The organism is Bacillus sp. GW823-FHT06A10 (genome assembly GCF_058795375.1).
The window spans coordinates 1,481,858-1,503,728 of sequence record NZ_JBXAHT010000001.1; the positions used below are offsets into that span (position 1 = coordinate 1,481,858).

21 protein-coding genes and 2 other annotated features are annotated in these 21,871 nt (G+C 33.4%); of the genes, 15 read left to right on the top strand and 6 right to left on the bottom strand.

All coding sequences use genetic code 11. From position 1 onward, the window contains the following. Window positions 1–185 precede the first annotated feature (185 nt). The 8 genes from AC1Q8M_RS07655 (at window position 186) to AC1Q8M_RS07690 (ending at window position 10,523) form a co-directional block, all read left to right on the top strand. Window positions 186–806, top strand: a complete 621-nt coding sequence (locus AC1Q8M_RS07655; RefSeq protein ID WP_098361412.1) for a YdbC family protein — start codon at window positions 186–188, stop codon at window positions 804–806. A 185-nt stretch (window positions 807–991) separates the two neighbouring features. Continuing rightward, window positions 992–1,699 (top strand): 23S rRNA pseudouridine(2604) synthase RluF, encoded by a 708-nt coding sequence (gene rluF / locus AC1Q8M_RS07660; protein ID WP_001222162.1) that lies wholly within the window; start codon window positions 992–994, stop codon window positions 1,697–1,699. Between the two features lie 121 nt (window positions 1,700–1,820). Next, window positions 1,821–2,044 (top strand) — a binding site (T-box leader). A 36-nt stretch (window positions 2,045–2,080) separates the two neighbouring features. Next, window positions 2,081–2,302: a binding site (T-box leader), on the top strand. A gap of 44 nt (window positions 2,303–2,346) precedes the next feature. After that, window positions 2,347–4,269, top strand: coding sequence for a threonine--tRNA ligase (thrS, locus tag AC1Q8M_RS07665; protein ID WP_492334128.1), 1,923 nt, complete (start codon window positions 2,347–2,349; stop codon window positions 4,267–4,269). A 249-nt stretch (window positions 4,270–4,518) separates the two neighbouring features. Next, window positions 4,519–5,286 carry an ABC transporter ATP-binding protein gene (locus tag AC1Q8M_RS07670; RefSeq protein WP_492334129.1) on the top strand — a complete coding sequence of 256 codons (768 nt, stop codon included), beginning with the start codon at window positions 4,519–4,521 and terminating at the stop codon, window positions 5,284–5,286. Between the two features lie 12 nt (window positions 5,287–5,298). After that, a complete protein-coding gene (locus tag AC1Q8M_RS07675) occupies window positions 5,299–7,179 on the top strand; it encodes an FtsX-like permease family protein (RefSeq protein WP_098361411.1) in 1,881 nt (626 codons plus the stop codon). Window positions 7,180–7,322: 143 nt separating this feature from the next. Beyond that, on the top strand, window positions 7,323–8,594 hold the full coding sequence (locus AC1Q8M_RS07680; protein ID WP_254904529.1) for an MFS transporter: 1,272 nt from the start codon (window positions 7,323–7,325) through the stop codon (window positions 8,592–8,594). Window positions 8,595–8,650: 56 nt separating this feature from the next. After that, window positions 8,651–9,517 carry an ABC transporter permease subunit gene (locus AC1Q8M_RS07685; protein ID WP_000481000.1) on the top strand — a complete coding sequence of 289 codons (867 nt, stop codon included), beginning with the start codon at window positions 8,651–8,653 and terminating at the stop codon, window positions 9,515–9,517. A 1-nt stretch (window position 9,518) separates the two neighbouring features. Beyond that, entirely contained in the window at window positions 9,519–10,523 is a 1,005-nt protein-coding gene (locus AC1Q8M_RS07690; protein WP_016512866.1) for an ABC transporter permease subunit, read from the top strand. 45 nt (window positions 10,524–10,568) lie between these two features. Here AC1Q8M_RS07690 and AC1Q8M_RS07695 read toward each other — a convergent pair whose 3' ends face one another. Together AC1Q8M_RS07695 and AC1Q8M_RS07700 are read right to left on the bottom strand one after the other, a co-directional pair. After that, entirely contained in the window at window positions 10,569–12,269 is a 1,701-nt protein-coding gene (locus AC1Q8M_RS07695; RefSeq protein ID WP_000467249.1) for a pyruvate oxidase, read from the bottom strand. A gap of 136 nt (window positions 12,270–12,405) precedes the next feature. Next, a complete protein-coding gene (locus tag AC1Q8M_RS07700; RefSeq protein WP_000440615.1) occupies window positions 12,406–13,143 on the bottom strand; it encodes a ZIP family metal transporter in 738 nt (245 codons plus the stop codon). Between the two features lie 155 nt (window positions 13,144–13,298). Here AC1Q8M_RS07700 and AC1Q8M_RS07705 point away from each other — a divergent pair, with 155 nt between their 5' ends. Continuing rightward, window positions 13,299–14,165, top strand: a complete 867-nt coding sequence (locus AC1Q8M_RS07705) for an MBL fold metallo-hydrolase (RefSeq protein WP_001184092.1) — start codon at window positions 13,299–13,301, stop codon at window positions 14,163–14,165. Between the two features lie 164 nt (window positions 14,166–14,329). Here the strand turns inward: AC1Q8M_RS07705 and AC1Q8M_RS07710 are convergent, their stop codons facing one another. Both AC1Q8M_RS07710 and AC1Q8M_RS07715 read right to left on the bottom strand, forming a co-directional pair. Next, window positions 14,330–15,283, bottom strand: a complete 954-nt coding sequence (locus AC1Q8M_RS07710) for a nucleoside hydrolase (RefSeq protein ID WP_072938365.1) — start codon at window positions 15,281–15,283, stop codon at window positions 14,330–14,332. A 21-nt stretch (window positions 15,284–15,304) separates the two neighbouring features. Beyond that, complete coding sequence (locus AC1Q8M_RS07715; RefSeq protein ID WP_001001051.1) at window positions 15,305–15,907, bottom strand: DUF2441 domain-containing protein; 603 nt, start codon at window positions 15,905–15,907, stop codon at window positions 15,305–15,307. A 212-nt stretch (window positions 15,908–16,119) separates the two neighbouring features. Here AC1Q8M_RS07715 and AC1Q8M_RS07720 point away from each other — a divergent pair, with 212 nt between their 5' ends. The 4 genes from AC1Q8M_RS07720 (at window position 16,120) to AC1Q8M_RS07735 (ending at window position 18,405) form a co-directional block, all read left to right on the top strand. After that, a complete protein-coding gene (locus tag AC1Q8M_RS07720) occupies window positions 16,120–16,605 on the top strand; it encodes a DUF2798 domain-containing protein (protein ID WP_098855540.1) in 486 nt (161 codons plus the stop codon). 172 nt (window positions 16,606–16,777) lie between these two features. Continuing rightward, a complete protein-coding gene (locus AC1Q8M_RS07725; protein ID WP_098365618.1) occupies window positions 16,778–17,203 on the top strand; it encodes a DMT family transporter in 426 nt (141 codons plus the stop codon). A 19-nt stretch (window positions 17,204–17,222) separates the two neighbouring features. Continuing rightward, window positions 17,223–17,918, top strand: coding sequence for a Crp/Fnr family transcriptional regulator (locus AC1Q8M_RS07730; protein ID WP_000431606.1), 696 nt, complete (start codon window positions 17,223–17,225; stop codon window positions 17,916–17,918). 16 nt (window positions 17,919–17,934) lie between these two features. Continuing rightward, the gene (locus AC1Q8M_RS07735) at window positions 17,935–18,405 is read left to right on the top strand and encodes a DMT family transporter (RefSeq protein WP_098361410.1); all 471 of its coding nucleotides are present in this window, start codon (window positions 17,935–17,937) and stop codon (window positions 18,403–18,405) included. 410 nt (window positions 18,406–18,815) lie between these two features. On the opposite strand, the gene AC1Q8M_RS07740 is transcribed toward AC1Q8M_RS07735, so the two are convergent. Further along, complete coding sequence (locus tag AC1Q8M_RS07740; protein ID WP_098365619.1) at window positions 18,816–19,637, bottom strand: class I SAM-dependent methyltransferase; 822 nt, start codon at window positions 19,635–19,637, stop codon at window positions 18,816–18,818. Between the two features lie 33 nt (window positions 19,638–19,670). After that, window positions 19,671–20,111, bottom strand: coding sequence for a MarR family winged helix-turn-helix transcriptional regulator (locus AC1Q8M_RS07745; protein WP_098361436.1), 441 nt, complete (start codon window positions 20,109–20,111; stop codon window positions 19,671–19,673). Between the two features lie 544 nt (window positions 20,112–20,655). Between AC1Q8M_RS07745 and AC1Q8M_RS07750 the strand changes: the two genes are divergently transcribed. Then, window positions 20,656–21,063, top strand: coding sequence for a GNAT family N-acetyltransferase (locus tag AC1Q8M_RS07750; RefSeq protein ID WP_000431735.1), 408 nt, complete (start codon window positions 20,656–20,658; stop codon window positions 21,061–21,063). Window positions 21,064–21,181: 118 nt separating this feature from the next. Further along, window positions 21,182–21,835, top strand: coding sequence for an MBL fold metallo-hydrolase (locus AC1Q8M_RS07755; RefSeq protein WP_098361408.1), 654 nt, complete (start codon window positions 21,182–21,184; stop codon window positions 21,833–21,835). Window positions 21,836–21,871 lie beyond the last annotated feature (36 nt).

A 21,871-nucleotide genomic window follows, 5' to 3' on the forward strand; every position in this document is an offset into this window, starting at 1 on the left:
TTTTATATTTTAGATGTATTTTTACACGGTAAGTATTCCAATAATCAACTTACAACATTTACGGAGGGCATCAAACTTTGAATAAGTAATGGAGTTGATAACAAAATAAATTAACGTTTGTGTATATGGAAAAATAGAAAGTATGGCGAGTGGGAAATGGATCGAATCATAAGGGGGAATTAAAAATGTTACTAAAAACAATCTACTGTAAGGTGGAAGAAGAGAAAAAAGAATTGTTTTCCAGTGCGCAAGAAAAATGGCGTGATATACAACACCTAGAGGGTTTTCATGGACAATTTGGTGGATGGAATGAAGATGAGGCATGTGTATTTACTTTATGGGAAGATAGAAGTGTATATCAATCATTTATGAATGGAGCTCACGATACAATTTATTTAAATAGTAATCAAGAGGATACGTTTCTTTCATGTGAAATTGAATTATTTCAAACGTTGTATGATATAACTGATATGCATTTGAAAGACGTTGTAATAGAGGGGGCATTCGTAAGAGTTGCTATATGTGATGTAAAGTTGGAAAAGGAAAAGTATTTTTTACATAAGCAAGAAACAATTTGGAATAAAGGAATGGAAAAAGCAAAAGGAATGCTAGGTGGAGTAGTTGGGAAGTCTTTAAAAAATGAAAATCGTTACATAGTGTTAACGTATTGGAAAGATGAAATAGCGCACCAACATTATGTGGAAGAGATTTTCCCAGATTTATATAAATTAGCTAATATTCATGAAGAGATAGAAAAGATACAAGGAAAACAAGCTGTATGTAAGGAAGAATGGCTTGTATATTAAACGATGAAAAAGTGCATAAATGATTGTATAATAACGATATTTTCTTATAAACAACTAATTAATAGAAGACGTTATATACCCTTTCATGTTAATATATTTAAGTTATAATAGGAGGCTTACCCTTTTGTATTGTACGGTAGAAGCAGTGTGAGCTTGAAATTTTTTTAGAAAAGGATGTGCCTAATTTGCGTATCAATAAATTTATTAGTGAAGCTGGAAAAGCGTCTCGACGTGGAGCGGATAAACTAATTAATGAGAGAAGAGTAATTATTAACGGTAAGGTTGCAAAAATTGGTGACCAAGTGAACCCAGGTGATGATGTACGAGTAAATGGAGAGCAGCTTCGAATTGCTCGAGATCACGTATATATCGCTTTAAATAAACCAGTAGGTATTACATGTACGAGTGAAAAAGCTGTAAAAGGTAATATTATCGATTTAGTGAACCATCCTTTACGAATTAGTCACATTGGACGTCTTGATAAAGACTCAGACGGTTTAATTTTATTAACGAATGATGGTGATATTGTTAATGAAATTTTACGTGCTGAAAACAAACATGAGAAAGAATATATCGTTTCAGTAGATAAGCCAATTACACCTGATTTCTTAGAGAAAATGGCAGCGGGTGTTAAAATTTTAGGAACAAAAACGCTTCCTTGTGAGGTTACACAGTTATCAAAATATGAGTTCCAAATTATTTTAACACAAGGGCTAAATCGTCAAATTCGCCGTATGTGTGAAGCTTTAGGTTATCAAGTATACACGTTAAAACGTACGAGAATTATGAATATCGAATTGAATAATTTACCAGTTGGGCAGTGGAGAGATTTAACGAAGAAAGAGAAAAGACGTCTATTTGCAGACTTAAATTACGAACCACAAGATTGGTAAAATTGTGAAGTGAAACCAAAAAAATTTGGTTTCACTTTTTTAATTAAATAAATAATTTTTTTAAACACTTGCAAAAATAAAATGAATAAGATATATTAAATAACAATAAATGGATGTTTTACAAAAAGCAAAGAAAAGGACACGAGTTATTTTACCCGGTTATACAGAGAAGGAAGGAGAGCTGAGAACTTCCTAACGCAGAAAAATAACTTACCACCTTAGAGCTGCACTAGGGAAATTAAGTATCTAGTGCCGTGTATGCGACGTTATCGCAAAAGAAGCCATTATGTTTTTTGTGATGGGAATCTGGGTGGAACCACGGATATAAGCATATTCGTCCCTATATTTAGGGATGAATATGCTTTTTTGCATTCAATTTCATAATAAGCGAAGAAAAGGACACGAGTTATTTTACCCGGTTATACAGAGAAGGAAGGAAAGCTGAGAACTTCCTAACGCAGAAAAATAACTTACCACCTTAGAGCTGCACTGGGGAAATTAAGTATCTAGTGCCGTATAAACGACGTTACCGTAAAAGAAGCCATTGCATTTTGTGATGGGAATCTGGGTGGAACCACGGGTATAAGCACGCTCGTCCCTATTTTAGGGATGAGTGTGCTTTTTATTATGAAATGGAGAGATGAAAAATGAAAGAACAAATGATTGAAATTAAATTTCCAGATGGTAGCGTGAAAGAATTTGGAAAAGGAATTACTTTAGAAGAAATTGCGGGATCTATTAGTAGTAGTTTGAAAAAGAAAGCAGTCGCGGGGAAAGTAAATGATGGATTATATGATTTACGCCGAAATATTGAAGAAAATGCGGAAGTAGAAATCATTACTATAGATTCAAATGAAGGTGTAGAAATTGCAAGACACTCTGCGGCACATATTTTAGCGCAAGCTGTAAAAAGAATGTATGGTGATATAAATCTTGGGGTAGGGCCTGTTATTGAAAATGGATTTTATTATGATATGGATCTTCCAAGTAGTGTAAACATAGAAGATTTACGAAAAATCGAAAAAGAAATGAAAAAGATTATAAATGAAAATATAAAGATAGAACGAGTTGAGGTTTCTCGAGAAGAAGCAGCAAAACTTTTTCAAGAAATGAACGATCGCTTGAAATTAGAACTTTTAGAAGCAATTCCTAGTGGGGAAAGTGTAACACTATATAAACAAGGTGAATTTGTAGATTTATGTAGAGGGCCACATTTACCATCAACAGGTTATTTGAAAGCATTTCAATTAACTCACGTTTCCGGTGCATATTGGCGAGGTGATAGTAATAACCAAGTGCTTCAGCGCATATATGGTGTTGCATTCTCTTCTCAAAAAGAATTAGAAGAGTATTTACATTTCGTTGAAGAAGCAGCAAAAAGAAATCATCGTAAGTTAGGCAATGAGCTTGAGTTATTTATGTTTTCTGAAGAGGCTCCGGGAATGCCGTTTTATTTACCGAAAGGACAAATGATTCGTAACGAATTGGAAGCATTTTTAAGAGGAATTCAAAAAGAGTACAATTATCAAGAAGTACGCACTCCGTTCATGATGAACCAAGAAGTATGGGAGAGATCAGGGCACTGGGGACATTATAAAGATAATATGTATTTCTCTGAAGTAGATAATAAAAGTTTTGCATTAAAACCGATGAACTGCCCAGGGCACATGCTTATGTTTAAAAATAAATTGCATTCTTATCGTGAATTACCGATTCGTATGTGTGAATTCGGTCAAGTACATCGCCATGAATTTAGTGGTGCGTTAAACGGATTATTAAGAGTACGTACTTTCTGCCAAGATGATGCACATTTATTTGTAACTCCAAAACAAATTGAAAATGAAATCAAATCCGTAATGGCGCAAATTGATTACGTATATAAAACTTTTGGATTCGAATATGAAGTAGAGCTTTCTACTCGTCCAGAAGATTCAATGGGTGACGATAAATTATGGGAGCAAGCAGAAGCAGCATTAGAAAATGTATTACAATCGCTAAATTATAAATATAGACTAAATGAAGGTGACGGTGCATTTTACGGGCCGAAAATTGATTTTCATATTAAAGATGCTTTAAATAGAAGTCACCAGTGCGGAACAATCCAGCTTGATTTCCAAATGCCAGAGAAATTTGATTTAAATTATATAGATGAAAATAATGAAAAGAAAAGACCAGTTGTTATTCACAGGGCAGTTTTAGGGTCATTAGATCGCTTCTTAGCAATATTAATTGAGCACTTTGGAGGGGCGTTCCCGGCATGGGTGGCACCAGTTCAAGTGAAAGTAATTCCAGTTTTAAATGCAGTACATGAACAATATGCCAATGAGATTGCACATAAATTAGCACAAGCTGGAGTTCGTGTTGAAGAGGATGCACGAGATGAAAAATTAGGATATAAAATAAGAGAAGCACAAATGCAAAAAGTACCGTATATTCTTGTTATTGGGGATAAGGAAATGGAAAACGGAGCTGTAAATGTACGTAAATATGGAGAAGAGAAGTCAGAAGTTGTTGCGCTAGATGTATTTGTGGCAAGTATTGAAGAAGAAATAAAGAATAGAAAATATTGATTGTAAAGAAAACACACTATTAGAAATTAGTGTGTTTTCTTTTTTATCTTACAAAAATGTAAGGTAAATGTAAGCGAAATCGAGGGAACGAGTTGTAGAAAAATGAGAATATGAAGTAGGAAATAGGTTCATGTTAAGGGTGTAACTCTTATTGGATGAATAATTAAAAAATTCTTAAGAATTTACATGACAAAATAATAAGAAATATGTGAGAAATTGATTTTATACAAAAGGGATGGAGTGAAAGAGATGTCAACAAATGTAGTTACTGTAGAAAGTGTAGAAAAAACGTATGGGAAAAGAAATGAGAATCAGTCAAAAGCATTAAGAGGCGTATCGTTAAGTATTAAAGAAGGAGAATTTGTCGGGATCATGGGGCCTTCTGGATCTGGAAAAACGACATTACTTAATGTGATAAGTACACTTGACCAGGCGACAGGTGGTAGTGTGACGATAGCTGGTACAAATATTACTTCTATGAAAGGTAATGCATTATCAGATTTTCGATCTCAAAAATTAGGTTTTATCTTTCAAGATTTTAACTTACTAGAAAATTTATCAATTTATGAAAATATCGCTTTACCACTTTCTTTGCAAGGCGTACCATCAAGTGAGATTACTGGAAAGGTAAATGACGTTGCGAAGAAATTAGGCATCACTGAAATTTTAACAAAATATCCGACGGCTGTTTCTGGGGGACAAAAGCAAAGAACAGCGGCGGCAAGAGCTTTAGTACATAATCCAGCAATTGTATTAGCAGATGAACCGACAGGAGCGCTTGATAGTAAAAATGCAAAAAGTTTATTAGAAGCGATGCAAGATTTACATGAAAATTATAATGTAAGTATTTTGATGGTTACACACGATGCATTTAGTGCAAGTTATTGTGAGCGTATTTTATTTATTCAAGATGGTCTTCTTTATAAAGAATTAAATCGTCAAGGCACTCGAGAGAATTTCTATCAAGACATTTTAGGTGTGCTCGCTCATATGGGCTCAGCTGCTGAGTCTAAGTAGGGGGGCGAAACTATGTTATTTAAATTATCACGTCATAGTATGAAAAAGATGTTAAAAGATTATATGGTTTTACTTATTGGCCTCGTTATTAGTATTAGTATTTTCTACATGTTCCAAACAATGGCGATGAATAGTGAATTTACGAAAGATAATAGCCTAATTAGTAGTATTAGACTCGTCTTTTGGGTAGGTGCAATACTATTATCTTTCATTACTGTATTTTATATTATATATGCCAACTCTTTCTTACTCACGTTAAGAAGAAAAGAACTCGGTATGTACGTGATGCTTGGTGCAAAAAAGAAAAAAGTAGCACAGTTATTATTTATTGAAACATTCGGTATGGGTATTGTCAGTATTATTATCGGTATTTTAGTAGGGATGTTACTTGCAAGTGTAGCAGGAAACTTTTTAATGAATGGAATGGAAATTTCAGCAAAAGGTAGTTATGCATCTGTATACACACCAGCAATTTTAGTTACAGCTATTTTCTTCTTAATACTATTTTTCATTACTGGCTTAATGAACAGTGTCCGATTGTTACGTAAAACTGAACTAGAGTTAATTCGTGAAGATGAAACACTAGATGAAGTAAAGAAAAGTAAAACTCGCATTATTATAATGACAGTACTTGGTGTATTACTAGTAAGTACAGGGTACTATTTTATGATCAATGTAAAAATATATGCTGAATTAGGTTTTATTATAGCAACCATCGTTACAACACTTGGAACATATTTTATCTTTAGTTCATTACTCCCATTTTTTGTGATGAAAATTAAGGGGAATAAAAAACGAAATGAAACTGGTCTAAATAGTTTTACATATGCACAGCTACGCTTTCGAGTAAATAGTTTATCGAGAGTATTAGGTACTGTAGCAATGTTAATTGCATTAGGCGCAGGTGCGATGACGGCAGGTATGGCTTTCCAAAAAAATGTAGGTATTATGACAGACTTTTCTCGTGTATATGATGTTGTAATTCATGATCCGAATGATCAAGACAAAGCTGCCTTAAAAGAAATGGAAATTGTTGAAGAAAGCAAGTACAACTATAAAGTAGATGGAGAAGCGGTTTATTATTTACGTAACGACTTAAGTGCGAAACCACCACTTGTTTCAGACCATTTTGATACAAAAACGTTAAAAGAGCCTGTTCGTAAACGTGTGACTGAGCCTTTAACTGAACCTGTATATTCAGCTTTAGAGGCTCCTGAATTAGCAAAATTCCCTCAAATGCCAAAGGATTGGGAAGACGCAGTTGTAAGAGAGATACAAATTACGCATAATCAATTTAGCGGAAAACCAGTAAGAATTGCAGACGAAGAGCATTATAAAGGAATTCAAGGAACAGAACACACTGTAATATTAGCAAAAGTAGATGATATGAAAAAATATAAACCGTTATTGATCGAAATAGACAAGAGACAAAAAGCACAAATTGAAAAAGCAACAGGTGAAAAGGTAGACTTATTTACGAAAATGACAATTTATCAGTTTATGAACAGCTTCATGAGCGGAACAATGTTTATGGGATTTTTCCTCGGAATTGCCTTTTTAGCAATGATGGCAAGTTCCCTTATGTTCAAAATATTAACAGGTGCTTCTCGCGACGTACGCCGTTATGAAATGTTACGAAAAATTGGTGTGAGACGCAGTATGTTAACGAAAAGTATATATAAAGAAATTTCATATTTATTTATCTTCCCAGCGATCATTGGCATTTCTCACGTTTTAGTAGGGCTTAACTTATTTAGCTTTATATTAGTTGACCCGTTTGTGAAAGTGTGGGTGCCAATAGGAATTTTCTTAGTCATTTATTTCATTTATTACTGGATAACTGTTCAACTTTATAAAGGTATGGTAATGCCGAAAGAAGAGGTAGCTAAATAGTTTATGAAAAGAGTCCTTGTGTTGAGAATAAGGGCTCTTTTTTTATGTTTTTTATAAAGAAGGAAAAGATTGGATAATGGTCGAAAAATATAATGTAACTTCCAAGAAATGACTAAAACAATACTATTTTGTCGAGAGAAAGGATACGAAGTATGAAAGAAATGCTACAGTTATTTCGCAACAAAGTGTATGCACGTTTTTTTCTAGCAAATATTTTAGAGCGACTCGGTTCTATGATAGCTGGAATTTCTTTAATGTTTTATTTGCTAGATCAATACGGAAAACAACCAGTTTACGCAACGATGACACAAATTATGATTGCATTACCTGCATTAATCTTTTTTCTATTGGTAGGGACAGTAGTGGATCGATTTGATAGACAACGTATATGTACAGTAAGTAACATATGTTGCTCGCTCTGTAATATTGGAATCCTAATTTCGCTTTATTACGGGATGATTATACTTGTCTTTATATTTTTATTTTTGGAAAATGCGTGTATACAATTTTTCTCTCCAGCAGAACAATCGATGATACAGGGAGTAGTTGAATCAGACCAATACGGTGCAGCAGCGGGTATTAATCAAATGGTAAATAGTTTGTATGCTTTGTTTGGTGTAGGAATTGCAACGATGGTGTACTGGACTTTTGGAATTTACGGGAGCATTTTAGTAAATACGCTCACTTTTATTATGAGTGGTATTTTGATTCAAACAATCTCCATTCCAGAAAAAGTTCGTTTACCAAATGGTAGAACAAAATGGAAAGAAGTTAATTTGAAGATGTTAATAACAGAGTTTAAAGAAGGGATTAGGTATATATACCAAAATGAAACTTTAAAAAAATTACTTTTAGGATTTATCGTATTTGGATTATTAAATGGTGTTTTAAGTGTATCCACTACTTACATATTAAAATACAAACTAGCTCCAGAAACGTATGAAAGTTTAGCAATGGTGGGCGGTGTAGTTGGAGGGATTTCATTACTAATTGGAAGCATAGTAGCAACGAGTATAGGTAAGAAATATGCGCCAAAATCTATTATAGTTTTTGGTATGGCAGGCTCAGGAGTCTTCTTTGGTATGTGTTACTTTGTAAATTACGTATGGACTTTTTATGTATGTATCGCTTTAGCGACATTCTTTTTACCGTTTATTAATGTTGCAATATCAGGATGGATGTATGAGATCGTAGAAGAATCGTTTATGGGGCGTGTTCAAAGTTTGCTAAGTCCATTAACGACAGGGTTTCAATTGTTATCTCTTGGAGCGATAGCTATGTTATTCCCAAAATGGATTGAGGCGGATACTTTGTATATTATTTTATTTGGTTTATTATTTTTTGTTACGTGTTTATACCAAGCTATTTTACCTAGTGGGCAAAAGCGAGTACATGTTGTAGCTAAAGAGATGTGACATATTTAGCTCTTTTTGTTTCTAGATATTCTATCGAATGGTAAGGGGTAATAGTTATGTTCATGCGAACTGCTAAGTGGTGTTGGATTACTTGTTTACAATTATTAGCTGCAATTCTATGTATAATCTGTTTAGGTGCGCTCCCTCGATTATTTAAGGGATTGCAAATTGATTTAATCGGTTTTTGGAACACGATTGTGTTTATTGGAGGAAAGTTACTCCGACCATGGGAAATTACATTTGGATTTCGAGACTCGAGGAAATTATTTCCACAAATATGGATTCATTATAGTGAAACTATGATTGTATTTCTATCAGCTTTTTTACTATCTTTGCTTATAGCGTATGTACTTGTTGTTTGGGTATTGCAGCGTTCTCATATGAAGCAAAAAATGTGGAATGGAGTTTTTCTTACGCTAGAGAGTATACCGGATATATTACTTATTTTATTATCACAACTTCTTGTCGTAATTGTTTTTCAAAAAACAGGTTTTATGCCAATAAAACTTGCTGGATTAGGAGAAGAGAGAGTACGATTGTTACCGATTATATGTCTTACAATACCAACAACGTTATTATTTATTAAACTATTGTTATTACGTTTTAAAGAAGAAATGGAGAAAGATTATAGTATATTTGCGAAGAGTAAAGGACTAAGTTTGCAGCATATTTTAACACATCATGTTTCAAGGAATGTTTTATTGACGACAATTTACTATGCGAAAACAAATATTTTATTTATGCTATCCAATTTATATATTATCGAATGGATTTTTAATACATATGGAATGTTTGTATTTGTAAAAGAAAATTCTAAATTAGAAATATTTACAGTGAGTCTAGTTATATTATACGTTCCGCTTTTTATACTATTTCGTATATTACATACGCTTTTACAAAATGTTATAAGGGAGCGTGTGTAACATGTGGCAAGTTGTAAAAAGAGATGTGAGATTTTGGATAGGTGTTACTTTTCTGAGTGTACTAATGATTATTAGTATTGGATATACGTTATTTTTCGATGGGAATATTCGTGAACTTACGATGATGTATAATGAAAAAGGAGAACTAGAGGCTGCTCCATTTTCGCCATCAAGTAAATTTTGGTTCGGAAGTGATACCAAAGGCCGTGACCTTGTCCAATTAATAATAGAAGGCGCGAAATGGACAGTTGGAGCGAGTATAATTATAGCAACTTTACGAGTTATAGTTGGAGGAGGGATTGGTTTACTTCTTGGTATGTATGGTAAGCGATCTTTTCCGGTTATCTCATCCTTTTTTGATCCTTTTAGTATTGTACCAATGGTTATGATTTCTTATTTTATGTTAAATGAAGTTTTAACGTTTGATAGTGGAGCGGAAGTTGTGCCGTTGTATTTGCGGGTGACATTTCAAATTATAGTTCTTACATGTCTTGCTGTACCAACAGTTATGTTGTATGTAGCGCAAGAAGTTAAACGTATTAAGAAAGAAGAATTTATGTTGGCAGCCACTGTGCTTGGCGGGAGTAAATGGCAGAGGTTGAAGCGCCATATATGGCCTCATATGTTACCATCATTTCTTTTATTAGTAGCACAACAATTTGTGAGTACTTTATTACTTCTTTTACACCTTGGTTTGTTGCAATTATTTTTTGGTGGAACAATAACCTTCAGTGGAATGGATCCAGATAGTGTAACAAAAGAATGGACAGGATTAATTGGTCAAAACTTCCGGCACTTAACTACTCATACATGGATTGTACTTATACCGATTGCTTTTTATAGTATGACAATCTTAGCTGGAAACCTAATTAGTAATAGCATGCAAGATGCGATTAAGCTAGGAAATGTGAGAAGGACAGAGAAGGAGAGTAAAGAATTGCAAGTAGAGAAACAAGTACAACCAACTATGAATGACTTTTCTTTTTATAAAGAGATACAAAAATAAAAAAAGATAGCTGAAGACAAATTGTTTTCAGCTATCTTTTTTCGTTTAAAGTGGAGGTAAATCAATCTTACCTTCTTCAAATAATTCTTTTATCATATGCTTCGTATAACCAGCGGCTTGACCAAATGTGATTTTTGCTGGCATTGGTGCTTCGTTAGCATCTACAACTACATCAATAATACACGGTTTATTTTGTTTTACTGCATTTTCGAAAGCGGGAAGTAGCTCATCTAAATTCTCAACACGGTATCCAATACCTCCACACGCCTCTGCATATTTTGCGAAATCTGGGTTCGTTAAGTCTGTTTCGAATTCGATATTACCCATAACTTCTTGTTCAAATTTAATCATCGCAATTTTATTATTGTTTAATACGACGACAACGATTGGTAATTTATATTTTACAGCTGTTACGAAGTCATTCATCGTCATTCCAAATCCACCATCACCACAAACTGCAAATACTTGTTTATCCGGGAAAGCAATTTTTCCAGCAAGTGCACCAGGTAAACCGCAGCCAAGTGTTGCGAGCCAGCTAGAAATGACAAATTGCTGGTTTGTCATACGGAAGTGTCTTGCGGTCCATACTGTTACATTTCCGACATCGACTGATAGAATTGCGTCATCATGTGCTACTTGCTGCAGAGCATGCATAACGCGTTGTGGTTTAATTGGAATGGAAGAGTCTTCTTCTTGATCGTGTAATTTTTCTTCCCACTTTTTCATCATTTCTTGGTGATGTTCTAAGAAGGAATGGTCTGTGTGTTCTTCAACATTTTCAATTAACCATCGTAATGTTTTATCAGCATCACCAGCTAAACCAATATCTGTCGCATAACGTTTCCCGATTTGGGCAGGATCTGTATCGATATGAATTGTTTTTGCTTTTTCAGGTAAGAAGCCGGTGAACGGATAAGAAGTACCGACCATAATTAAAGTATCTGCATGCTTCATTGCTTCATAAGAAGGTTTCGTTCCAATTAATCCTAATCCACCAATACAAAGAGGGTGTTCATCAGGAATAATTCCTTTAGCTGGTAATGTAAGTACGATTGGAGCACCAATATGTTCTGCCAATGCAAGTAAAGATTCTCTCGCATGTTTTGTTCCTTTTCCAGCTAAAATCACAGGCTTTTTCGCTTCATTTATTGCGAGTTTCGCTGCATCTAAATCTTCTTTTTGTGGAAACAACTCAGGCAAAGTAAAAGAAGTATTTGTAACACGGGCACCATTTTTCACTTCGAATTTTGGGACATCATCTGGAATAGTAAGAACGGATACACCTTTTTTCGTATAAGCCATTCGAATTGCTTGATTCACTACGGCAGGTAGTTGCTCTGCTGACATAATACGCTGGTTATAAACCGCAACATCATCAAACATTCTTTCTAAATTTACTTCTTGGAAAAAGTCCGTTCCAAGTAAATCGGTTTCTACTTGACCTGAAATTGCTAGAACAGGGGCTTTATCGAGTTTCGCATCATATAAACCATTTAATAAATGAATAGCACCAGGCCCTGCAATTGCCATACAAACGCCAAGTTTTCCTGTTAATTTTGCATAGGCAGCCGCTGCTAATGCACCAGCTTCTTCATGGCGAACTTGAATGAATTTAATTTGATCTTGTTTTTTTCTTAAAGCTTCAATGATAGAATTGATGGAATCTCCAGGCATACCGTATATGTGTTCTACTCCCCAGTCAATTAATAAATCAACTAATGCTTCACCGGCTGTTTTCCCAAACATAATTGTTCCTCCTTATAATAGGTAGATAACATTATGTTTTGGATAAAAAGGGAAAATATACAAATAAGAAAATTTATCTGGTTATTTGTAATCCAAGAATCAGTGTGGGAGGAACAAAAGTTTCACTTTAGCAACTTTAATGATGACCAGCGAATAAAGTGAACACTGTTATTAGTAAAAAACCACTAGTTGCCCACATTAGAAATGTAAGGAAAGAGAGCTGTTTCTTAGCTTTCCAAAGCATTTCATGAATTGTGACATATCCAAGTGAACCAATAGCACTTCCCATAATGAGGCCTTGCAGGTGAAGAGCTTTTCCTTCCATCAAAATGCCAAAAACTGTGCCAGTACCGAGAATAAGAGAAAGTAATAAAGTCGTTAATAAAAAGGAAATATATTTATGTTTTGTAAAAAGAAATGGAATAATTAAAGCTAATCCTTCTGGAATATGGTGAACGACGATTGCTATTAAAAAGGGAATGGCAGAGTCATTATGATTTATAAAAGCTGTACCTAACGCAAATCCACTCGGTATATTATGAATAAATATAGCGAAAGAGAGAAAAAGAAAGGTTTGCCATGCTTGTTGATCTTTTTTATGTATCATTGGATGGTGACAATAGTTATCTAATAAGCCCATAACTAAAATACCGATAGCTATACCAAGTATAGGTCCAATCATTTCATAGCTTGAAAATGTTTCAGGAATAATTTCAAGTGACAATAACCCAAACAAAATACCGCCACATAATGCGTATAAACGATGCATCTTTTCTTCAATGAGTTGGCGTGTTGCTACTCCAACAGCACCGCCTAATAGTAATCCACCGAACGAAAAAAATGTTACAATCATTGGGATCCATAAACGTTCCATAGTATCACACTCCGATTCTATTCCCTTATTTTTAGCTTACGAAAAGAAAAGTTAGATTAGTCCAAGTAATTGTGTTTGAGTATAGAGAAAAAAGTAGTGATTCGTTATAATCTATATATTAAACTTAAGTGAGGAAATGAAAAGGGGAATTGGTTATGCAACAAATTAAAAAAATAGGAAACTCATTTTGGTATATGACACCTGTTTCTGAAACAGATAGACCTATATTAGGAATGGTTGTTGGAAAAGAAAAAACGTTAATGATCGATGCAGGGAATTCAGAAGAACATGCACAATTATTTTTAGAAATGTTAAAAGAACAAAATGTATCGAATCCAGATTTCGTAGCACTAACCCATTGGCATTGGGATCATATTTTTGGATTGCCTGTACTACAAGATGCATTGTCTATTGCACATTCTGAAACGAAAAAAGAGATGCGTACACTTGTTTCTTATGAATGGACAGATGAAGCTTTGGATGCACGCGTAAAAGAGGGTACTGAAATTGAATTTTGTGCGGATTGCATCAAGAAAGAGTTTGAAGAAAAAGCGAGAAATATTAACATTATTCCTCCGGCCTTAACGTTCCAGGATCAAATGGAATTAGATCTTGGTGAGGTGACATGCGTGTTAAAACATGTGGGCGGAGATCATGCACATGATTCAGTTGTTATTTACGTGAAAGAAGAAAAGATATTATTTTTAGGAGACTGTATATATGCAGATATTTTTTCTTCGAAGTGGAACTATACGACGAAAAGAACGTTTAAATTGATAGATGAATTAGAGAAATTTGATGCTAAGACATATATTCTCTCTCATGGGGAAGCGATAAATCGAGAGGAGTTTTTACAAGAGATTCGTATGTTAAAAACAGTAGGAACTTATACAGAAGCTCATAAAGGTGATGAAGAGAAGATAAAGGCAGCGTATAAACAAGAACTAGATAGAGAATTAAATGAAGATGAGTTAGAAACAATAACGTATTTTGTCAATGGTTATGAAATGAATAATCAATAAGACACTACATTAATCCAATATAATTAAATTGCACAAAAAGAGTATTGAAATTTAATTCAATACTCTTTTCAATAGTTAAATATGTAGTTTCAACTAAATTCTAAATATAGGGGTTCATCGTCTGAATTGATTTTATTCTATTTATTTTTCGTATAGATAGTGGTTCAAGTAGAAGCTTTCTTTGCTAATTCAGTAATATATTCAAAGAATACATCACGTTTTACATCATAAACGACATTTACAGGTCGTCCATCAGCAGTTTCCTCTGTACGCCCCTGGCTAGGTCCATATGTATGAACGATACTATTAATCGTTTCAGTTTTTGCAAGGCTAGTGTTTCCGACAAGCGCGGTAGTTAGTACATCCCATAAATAATAAGTAGAGTTCGTTGAGAAGTGAACGAGAGGGGGGACCATTGCATAACATTGACCAAGGAAATCAACACCAATATACTTTCTCTCTTTTGCCCACTGTTCACGTATGTCTATAGTTAACGGAACTTGGTTTGTACTTTCTAGTGTCACTAAGTCGATTTTAATTTTTGCATCCCATACACGAGCTACTGCTTCAGGGTCCCAAAACGAATTCCACTCAGCTGTTCCATCATGCTCTGGTTCATGTACATTGCCTGCTGTAAGAAATGTACCACCCATCCAAACGAGACGTTCAATTTTATCTTCGATGATGGGAGTTTCATATAATGCACGAGCAAGGTCAGTTAGGGGCCCGGTAAATAATAAAGTTGTTTTTCCTTCCGTTTGTAGAAGTGTTTCTATTAAATGGTGATGTGCAGGCTTTGCTGCCATGGGTGTTACAACTTTTCCAGACTCATTTAAAATTGGTAAAGCATCTACATAAAATGCATGCATCCGCCAGTCTTTCGGAAACGGGTTTTGCCCACGAGAGTTTGAAGCGGCTACTGCAATATTATCTTTGCTGAAGCGATCAATAATTTTACGACTTGCAGACATTGCGGGTTCTAAATAACAGTCTGCTGGGATAACAGATACACCGGTAAGTTCAACGTTTTCCATTTGAAGTAATAAAAATAATGAAATTAAATCATCTACGCCGCCATCATGATTGAAGTACACTTTTTTCTTCATTGTAATCTCCATCCTATATGATTTAGTTAGAAATTAAATATGAATTGAGGAAAAGTCATCAATAATTTCCACCACTTCAATTTCTCCATTAATCAGTAGCTCAGGAAGCTCATTTCTAATATTTCCTTTCCAATACTCTCTAGCTTGTTCGATTTTTTGAGAAAAAGGAATACCATCTTCTTTCGGTAAAAGATTACCGTCACCTTCAAAAGAACTTCCGATTACTCGTAGTTTAACAATCTGTAAAACTTCTCGATTGTAAGAATCAAATAATGCTTTCCATTTTAAAGCATCTTCATAGCTTTTTGAAGCGTATAAACAAGATAACCTGGAAGGGTATTCAGGGAATTCTTGTAGTCTAACCATTTCTACAATTGTTTCTCTAACTGCTCTAATTGTTTGATCCATATAACTCATAACTACTTTAGCACTTTCATTATTTATATGTAATTCGTCATTTTTATAGTGATTATTTAAAATTTGTATGCCATCTTCACCATTAGCATTTAATTGTTCTCTTTCAAAAAAGAAGTGATATAGAGTATTGTGTTGATTTTTGTTAAAAGGAATCATTTGTCTGATATGCATTTTTTTCCTTGTTACGATGTGATATGCGTAAAATTCTGCTTCATTCATGGTTATCCTCCTAGTAATAGTGTAATGCAATGTTAAATTTAGTAATTCAACATTGAAATATATAAAACCTTTATAAGTAAAAGTGAGAATTTGAGTTGAAAGTAAAGAAAATATATGAAAACGTTTTAAATTTGTTCACAAAATGTTCACTTACGAAGGGGTTTCCAATGTCGATATAATGACAAAGACTCAAAGAGAGAGGATGATGAAATTTGCCAACAACAAGAAAGGAAAACTTCCAATTTGGCATGATGATGTGCTTTGGAATGGTTATCGTAATGACGTTTTACAATTCACTAATGAATGAAACAGGAGGACCAATTTATATTAAAGAGATTGCATTAGAACTATTAATTGGCTTTATTATTGCGCTATTAATTGAAATAAGTATAGTTGGACCTTGTGCGAAAAAAATTGTATTCATGTTGCCATTTGATAAATCTAAGAAAACAAATATTATCGTTGCAATGGCGACAACTATGGTAATCGGAATGGTGTTCTTTATGTCATTTTTCGGTATGGCTATGATGCATTTACATGGTGGACTACAAGGAGATTCATTTGTTTCAATTTATTTTTCGATTTTTATTAAAAATTTCATAATGGCATATCCATTACAATTAATTATTATGGGACCGCTTGTACGTTTCTTATTTGCAAAATTTGTTATGAAAAAGAAATCTTTTAATGTAGCGTAATTTTTATTTATAAAACATTATATATAAATAATTATAAAACACATCTCGTATTTTTGAGGTGTGTTTTTTTTCATTCCAAGTTATTTTCATAGTGATGTGACATTTGTCCTTTTGCCATTATAGGATGATGGTTTTTAATTAAGTCAGAAATAAAGGCTGAGGAGATGATTTTTTGAAAGGTATTCTATTTGCTGTTTTTGCGGGGATATTTATAACACTTCAAGGAACCTTTAATGCGAAACTTAGTTCACATATCGGTATATGGTCGACGAGTATTATAACCCATTTAATTGGATTCATTATTGCAACAACTGTATTTTTGTTAAAGAAAGAAGAGAAAGTAACGGATTTAAAGAGTGTAAAAAAAATATATTTAGTAGCGGGTGCATTTGGTGGATTCATTATTTGTGCAGAAACTATGGCGATATATTCACTAGGAGTTACATTGACAGCTGGCACACTAATGGTTGCTCAATTGTTAACGGCAACAGTTATTGAAATGAAAGGACTGTTTCATATAAAAAAGATACAGATGGAGAGATATCATATTGTGGGAACAATAGTAATGATTATAGGTATTGTTGTATTTAATACGTAAATGAAAGGAGGAAATGAATATGGAGAATAGATCAAGTTTAATTACGCATTATTTGAAAATCAATAAAACGCTCGAGATTTTTTCCAAAATAGATACAGCATATTTTCAATTAAATCATTTTGAAAAAGGCGAGCTTATTTGCAATATAGATGACGAAATGAATCGTTTATATTTTGTTGTTAAAGGTAAAGTAAAAGTTTATACGATTACACCTGAAGGGAAGAAACTAATCCTTCGCTTTATTAATCCACTCGCAATTGTTGGTGATATTGAATTAATTCAAAATAGCAAAGCACATAATGTCGTTGAAGCTTGTTCAGATGTTGTAGCGATTTCCATTTCTAATACGGTTATTAGAAACAAGTTATTACATGATCCTATATTTATGAAATTCTTACTTGAAAACATTGCGAACACGTTAAAAATATCGACTCGTTTTACTGCTCTTAATTTACTTTATCCTGTAGAAGTACGTGTAGCTAGTTATTTACTTTCAATTTCAACAGATAGTAACGGAAATATGTACAAAGGGGATTTGGATACGACATCGGTAACGAGTATTGCAGGCTTTATAGGGGTAAGTTATAGGCACGTAATTCGGGTATTACAAAGATTTTATAATGAAAAATTAATTGAAAAAAGTAATGGAGTTATTGTCATTAAAGATTTTTCTAGAATGAAGGAAGTCGCTAAAGATAATATATATGAGCAATGAAAGGGAGAGGAAGATTTTGATTGGATTTAGTTTAGCTATATTAGCAGGAATATTAATTAGCGTACAATCTGTTTTTAATGCAAAAGTAAATGAAAATGTAGGACAGTGGTTAACAACTACATGTGTCCTTGGAATAGGTCTCATTAGTTCTATTCTATTTTATATCATTACAGAAAACAGTATTAACATTAAAGTGTATACTACAAATTATTTGTTTTATGTAAGTGGGTTGTTTGGTATCGGGTTAATTATTTGTATAATGGGTGCAATAAAGAGCTTAGGTCCAGCATATACGGTGCTAATTAGTCTTATTACTCAATTGGTCGTTGCGTTATGCATTGATACATTCGGATTATTTGGAATGGAGAGCATTCCATTACAAATAAATAAATTAGTTGGTATAGGTTTATTAATTGTGGGAGTAGGTATTTTTAAAAATCTATTTTCGAATAAGAAAGCTATTCATATAAGAAAGGATAGGGTCTAAAGAATTTAAAGGTAAAATGTTGACGGTCAGAACATATACAATTAAAAAGTAGTAAGTGGGTTATAAGAAGAGAGGGTAAGTGATTCAACATATGTTGCAAGATGGTGTACATGATTTGGAAATCGATGAGATTCAACATTTTAGCTCCTACGTAAAGTGCATGCAAGATTTTATCCCGCTATTTGTCGGGCAATAAGACCCCCTACCTCAAAATTCAGCGAGAGCAAAGAAGTTAGGTGGGGTTCGGGCTGCCCGTAAAAGCTCGATTGGTGAGGGCTAATAATCAGTGGGGGATGAGCAAAGCCCCCACTGATTAAAGTTTCACTTCACAATTATGTTTCTGCCTTTGATTTTATTAAAATTAACATTTATGACCTAAGTATAAATGTATTGAGCTCTTCTTTACTTTTTTATTTTTTGAACCGTAAATGAACAAACTTCAACATTTTTATTAAGTTTACAATTCTCATCATTATACGCGTACTACCGTCCCAATCTTTATTTGTAGCTATATCTTTAAAGAAAGGGGAGCAGCTCAATACTTTTATTGTAGAGGACCATTTTTCTATTGATTTTGGATTATTTACGTAAAAATACATCATAGCACTGTTATTACCAGATTTTTTTACAGTAGCATTCGAAAGATTCAGTGCGAACTTTGATTCAGCGTCAAAATATAATTCTCCTGCAGGGAAACGTTTTGACATAGCGACTACGATCTTTTTTAAATCTTCTTCTTTAAAGTAATAAAACACACCTGCTGATATAAAAAGAATACCGTCGTTTGGATTATATTTTATATCGTCAAACCAAGAAGTATCAAAAAATGATTTAGCAATGCTAATGTTTCTAGGGGTATCTTCAATTAAAGTTTTGCGAAAAGAGATTGCATCGGGCAAATCAAGATTGTACCAATGTATTGTACCGTTATCGATTCTTGAAAAAGTAGTGTCTAGTCCGGAACCGATGTTTACAATAGTAGCATTCGGGTGTTTTATTATAAATTGTTTTATCGTATCGTCAATTTTTCGTGCACGGGTAATGTATGTGATACATCCGTATTCGCCAAATGTATTTGCTATTGTTGAGAAGTCAAAATCACATTCTTTAATTATTCGAATAGCTTCTATATCATCTAAAATATCCTTATTTTTCTCACTGCCATATGCTCTTCCCCATAGTGGAATAAGCATTGTACCTTGTACAGATTGCAAATCTAATTCTTTAACCATGAAACATCCTCCGTTTAATAATAAACAATATATCTAGTCGTTATTTAACATTTTTGAGAGCATTGTATTTGTTTTATATAGTCCATAAGTTAAATCCCGTCTATCCTCTTCAGATAACTTTTCGAGGTTTACTGTGAAATTATTATATATTTGTTTCCATCTCTCATAATGTACTTTTTCAGCTTTTTCTGTCAGAGAGATTAATATAGCTCTTTTGTCTACCATATCTTGCTTTTTTATGATGTATCCGTTTTGTTCTAAGTTACGCACTGTTACACTTAATTGTTGTTTAGGGATGTTTAAATAACTAGCAATCATTTTTAAGTTTACAGGCACCTTTTGCTGGGCGATATACTCTACTACGTGTTGTTCTAAATGTGTAAATTCTGAGGATTTCTCCGATAGTAATTTAAAAGTAGCTGACATATTTAATAATAAATTCATGTATTCGTTTAATAATTCGTTTTGGGTCATTGTTTTTGATTCCTTTATGAATTTAGTTATTATTTTATTACTAAATTTACTATAAATCAATTAAAATTACTCTTTATAGTAAATGAATGTTTACTAATAACTGTTTTTTTGAATTTATGTGGACTGAATTATAAGGGCGCGAGAAGTGGTTTTAGGTAAGGAGAATATAACCGAAAAAAATATTACTAAACGTATATAACTAATGAATACAATGTCTTTTTCGGTTATTATGTTGTAAATAATTTTATGATAAAATCTTTTACATAATGAAATAAAGGGGTAGTATTCTATGGGTTATTTCTCAAATGGTTTATTAGTTTTGTTTGTGCTAATCGTATGCAGTTGTATATTTTTTGGTTGATAATATAATGAGAGTCTTATATAAAAGAAGTTATCTTAAGTGAGATAACTTCTTTTTACTTTATATTGAGAAGGAATTCTATCTTTCTTATTGAAGTTTGTTCTAGTTATTTTTACATCAATCAGATTTGTGTAAAGGGAATTTTATGAAATATAAACAAGCCAGAGAATAGGGAGTATTTACATGGAAAATAGTATACGCTACACAAGTGAACATCCTACAGATTTTAATGGATTATTATCCTTATACGAATCTTTAGGATGGAATTCTCTTAAATTAACGGTTAACGAGTTAGAACGAATGTGTAAGCAAAGTTGGTATGCAATTTATGTTTTTGATGATAAGAGGTTAGTAGGGATGGGGCGTGTCATATCAGATGGAGTCATAACAGGCATTATTTGTGGAGTTGGTGTATTGCCAAAATATCAGTCTAGTGGCATCGGAAAAGAAATAGTGAAACGATTAATCCAGCACTGTGAACAAAACAAGGTTATTCCACAACTTATGTGTGTAGAAAAGTTGCAATCTTACTATGAATCTATAGGGTTTGAAGCATTCTCTATTGGGATGACAAAACATATTATAAGATAGAGGTGCTTTATCCCGCTATTTGCCGGGTAGTAAAACCCCCTACTGATTAAAGTTTCACTTTATATTTTCAGTTTACTCGTACATATTTTCAAACTTCAACATAAAGGAGAATGGCTGTATGGAGATTGCTAAAGGGATAGAAATGTTACAACTTGAATTTCAAGAATTTGTTATTCATCCAATTCTTTTATGGAATGATGAAATGGCAGTATTAATAGATACGGGTTTCCCAGGACAAATTGAAGATATACAAGTAGAGATGGAAAAGGTTGGGGTATCATTTGATAAGTTAAAAGTCGTGATTTTGACGCATCAGGATATTGATCATATAGGTAGTCTTCCGGAGTTGTTGCAGCGCTGTCGAAGTAATATTAAAGTTTATGCGCACGAACTAGATAAGCCATATATCGAGGGGGATTTACCTTTATTGAAGAACGGAAATATAGAGAACCGACCAAAAGGAAAAGTGAGTGATACTGTGATTGACGGGCAAGAACTTCCGTATTGCGGTGGAATACTAATTCTTCATACTCCAGGGCATACTCCGGGTCATATTAGTTTATATTTGAAACAAAGCAAAATTCTTGTCGCTGGAGACTCGATGTATAGTGTGAATGGAGTGTTAGGAGGAATTCATGCCCCAACAACTTTAAATATTATGGAAGCACGGCAGTCTTTGAAGAAGTATTTAAATTTACATATTGAATCTGTAGTTTGTTACCATGGGGGATTTAGTAAGCGGAATATAAATGTTCAACTTCAAAATTTGTAAAAGTTAAAGTGAAATTTTGTGTTAAACAGCATTGAA

Bases quoted from the DNA above. Each gene is read 5' to 3' on its own strand.
- AC1Q8M_RS07655 (WP_098361412.1), top strand. From the start codon at position 186: ATGTTACTAAAAACAATCTACTGTAAGGTGGAAGAAGAGAAAAAAGAA.
- thrS (WP_492334128.1), top strand. From the start codon at position 2,347: ATGAAAGAACAAATGATTGAAATTAAATTTCCAGATGGTAGCGTGAAA.
- AC1Q8M_RS07670 (WP_492334129.1), top strand. From the start codon at position 4,519: ATGTCAACAAATGTAGTTACTGTAGAAAGTGTAGAAAAAACGTATGGG.
- AC1Q8M_RS07675 (WP_098361411.1), top strand. From the start codon at position 5,299: ATGTTATTTAAATTATCACGTCATAGTATGAAAAAGATGTTAAAAGAT.
- AC1Q8M_RS07685 (WP_000481000.1), top strand. From the start codon at position 8,651: ATGTTCATGCGAACTGCTAAGTGGTGTTGGATTACTTGTTTACAATTA.
- AC1Q8M_RS07690 (WP_016512866.1), top strand. From the start codon at position 9,519: ATGTGGCAAGTTGTAAAAAGAGATGTGAGATTTTGGATAGGTGTTACT.
- AC1Q8M_RS07695 (WP_000467249.1), bottom strand. From the start codon at position 12,269: ATGTTTGGGAAAACAGCCGGTGAAGCATTAGTTGATTTATTAATTGAC.
- AC1Q8M_RS07700 (WP_000440615.1), bottom strand. From the start codon at position 13,143: ATGGAACGTTTATGGATCCCAATGATTGTAACATTTTTTTCGTTCGGT.
- AC1Q8M_RS07705 (WP_001184092.1), top strand. From the start codon at position 13,299: ATGCAACAAATTAAAAAAATAGGAAACTCATTTTGGTATATGACACCT.
- AC1Q8M_RS07710 (WP_072938365.1), bottom strand. From the start codon at position 15,283: ATGGAGATTACAATGAAGAAAAAAGTGTACTTCAATCATGATGGCGGC.
- AC1Q8M_RS07715 (WP_001001051.1), bottom strand. From the start codon at position 15,907: ATGAATGAAGCAGAATTTTACGCATATCACATCGTAACAAGGAAAAAA.
- AC1Q8M_RS07730 (WP_000431606.1), top strand. From the start codon at position 17,223: ATGGAGAATAGATCAAGTTTAATTACGCATTATTTGAAAATCAATAAA.
- AC1Q8M_RS07740 (WP_098365619.1), bottom strand. From the start codon at position 19,637: ATGGTTAAAGAATTAGATTTGCAATCTGTACAAGGTACAATGCTTATT.
- AC1Q8M_RS07745 (WP_098361436.1), bottom strand. From the start codon at position 20,111: ATGACCCAAAACGAATTATTAAACGAATACATGAATTTATTATTAAAT.
- AC1Q8M_RS07750 (WP_000431735.1), top strand. From the start codon at position 20,656: ATGGAAAATAGTATACGCTACACAAGTGAACATCCTACAGATTTTAAT.
- AC1Q8M_RS07755 (WP_098361408.1), top strand. From the start codon at position 21,182: ATGGAGATTGCTAAAGGGATAGAAATGTTACAACTTGAATTTCAAGAA.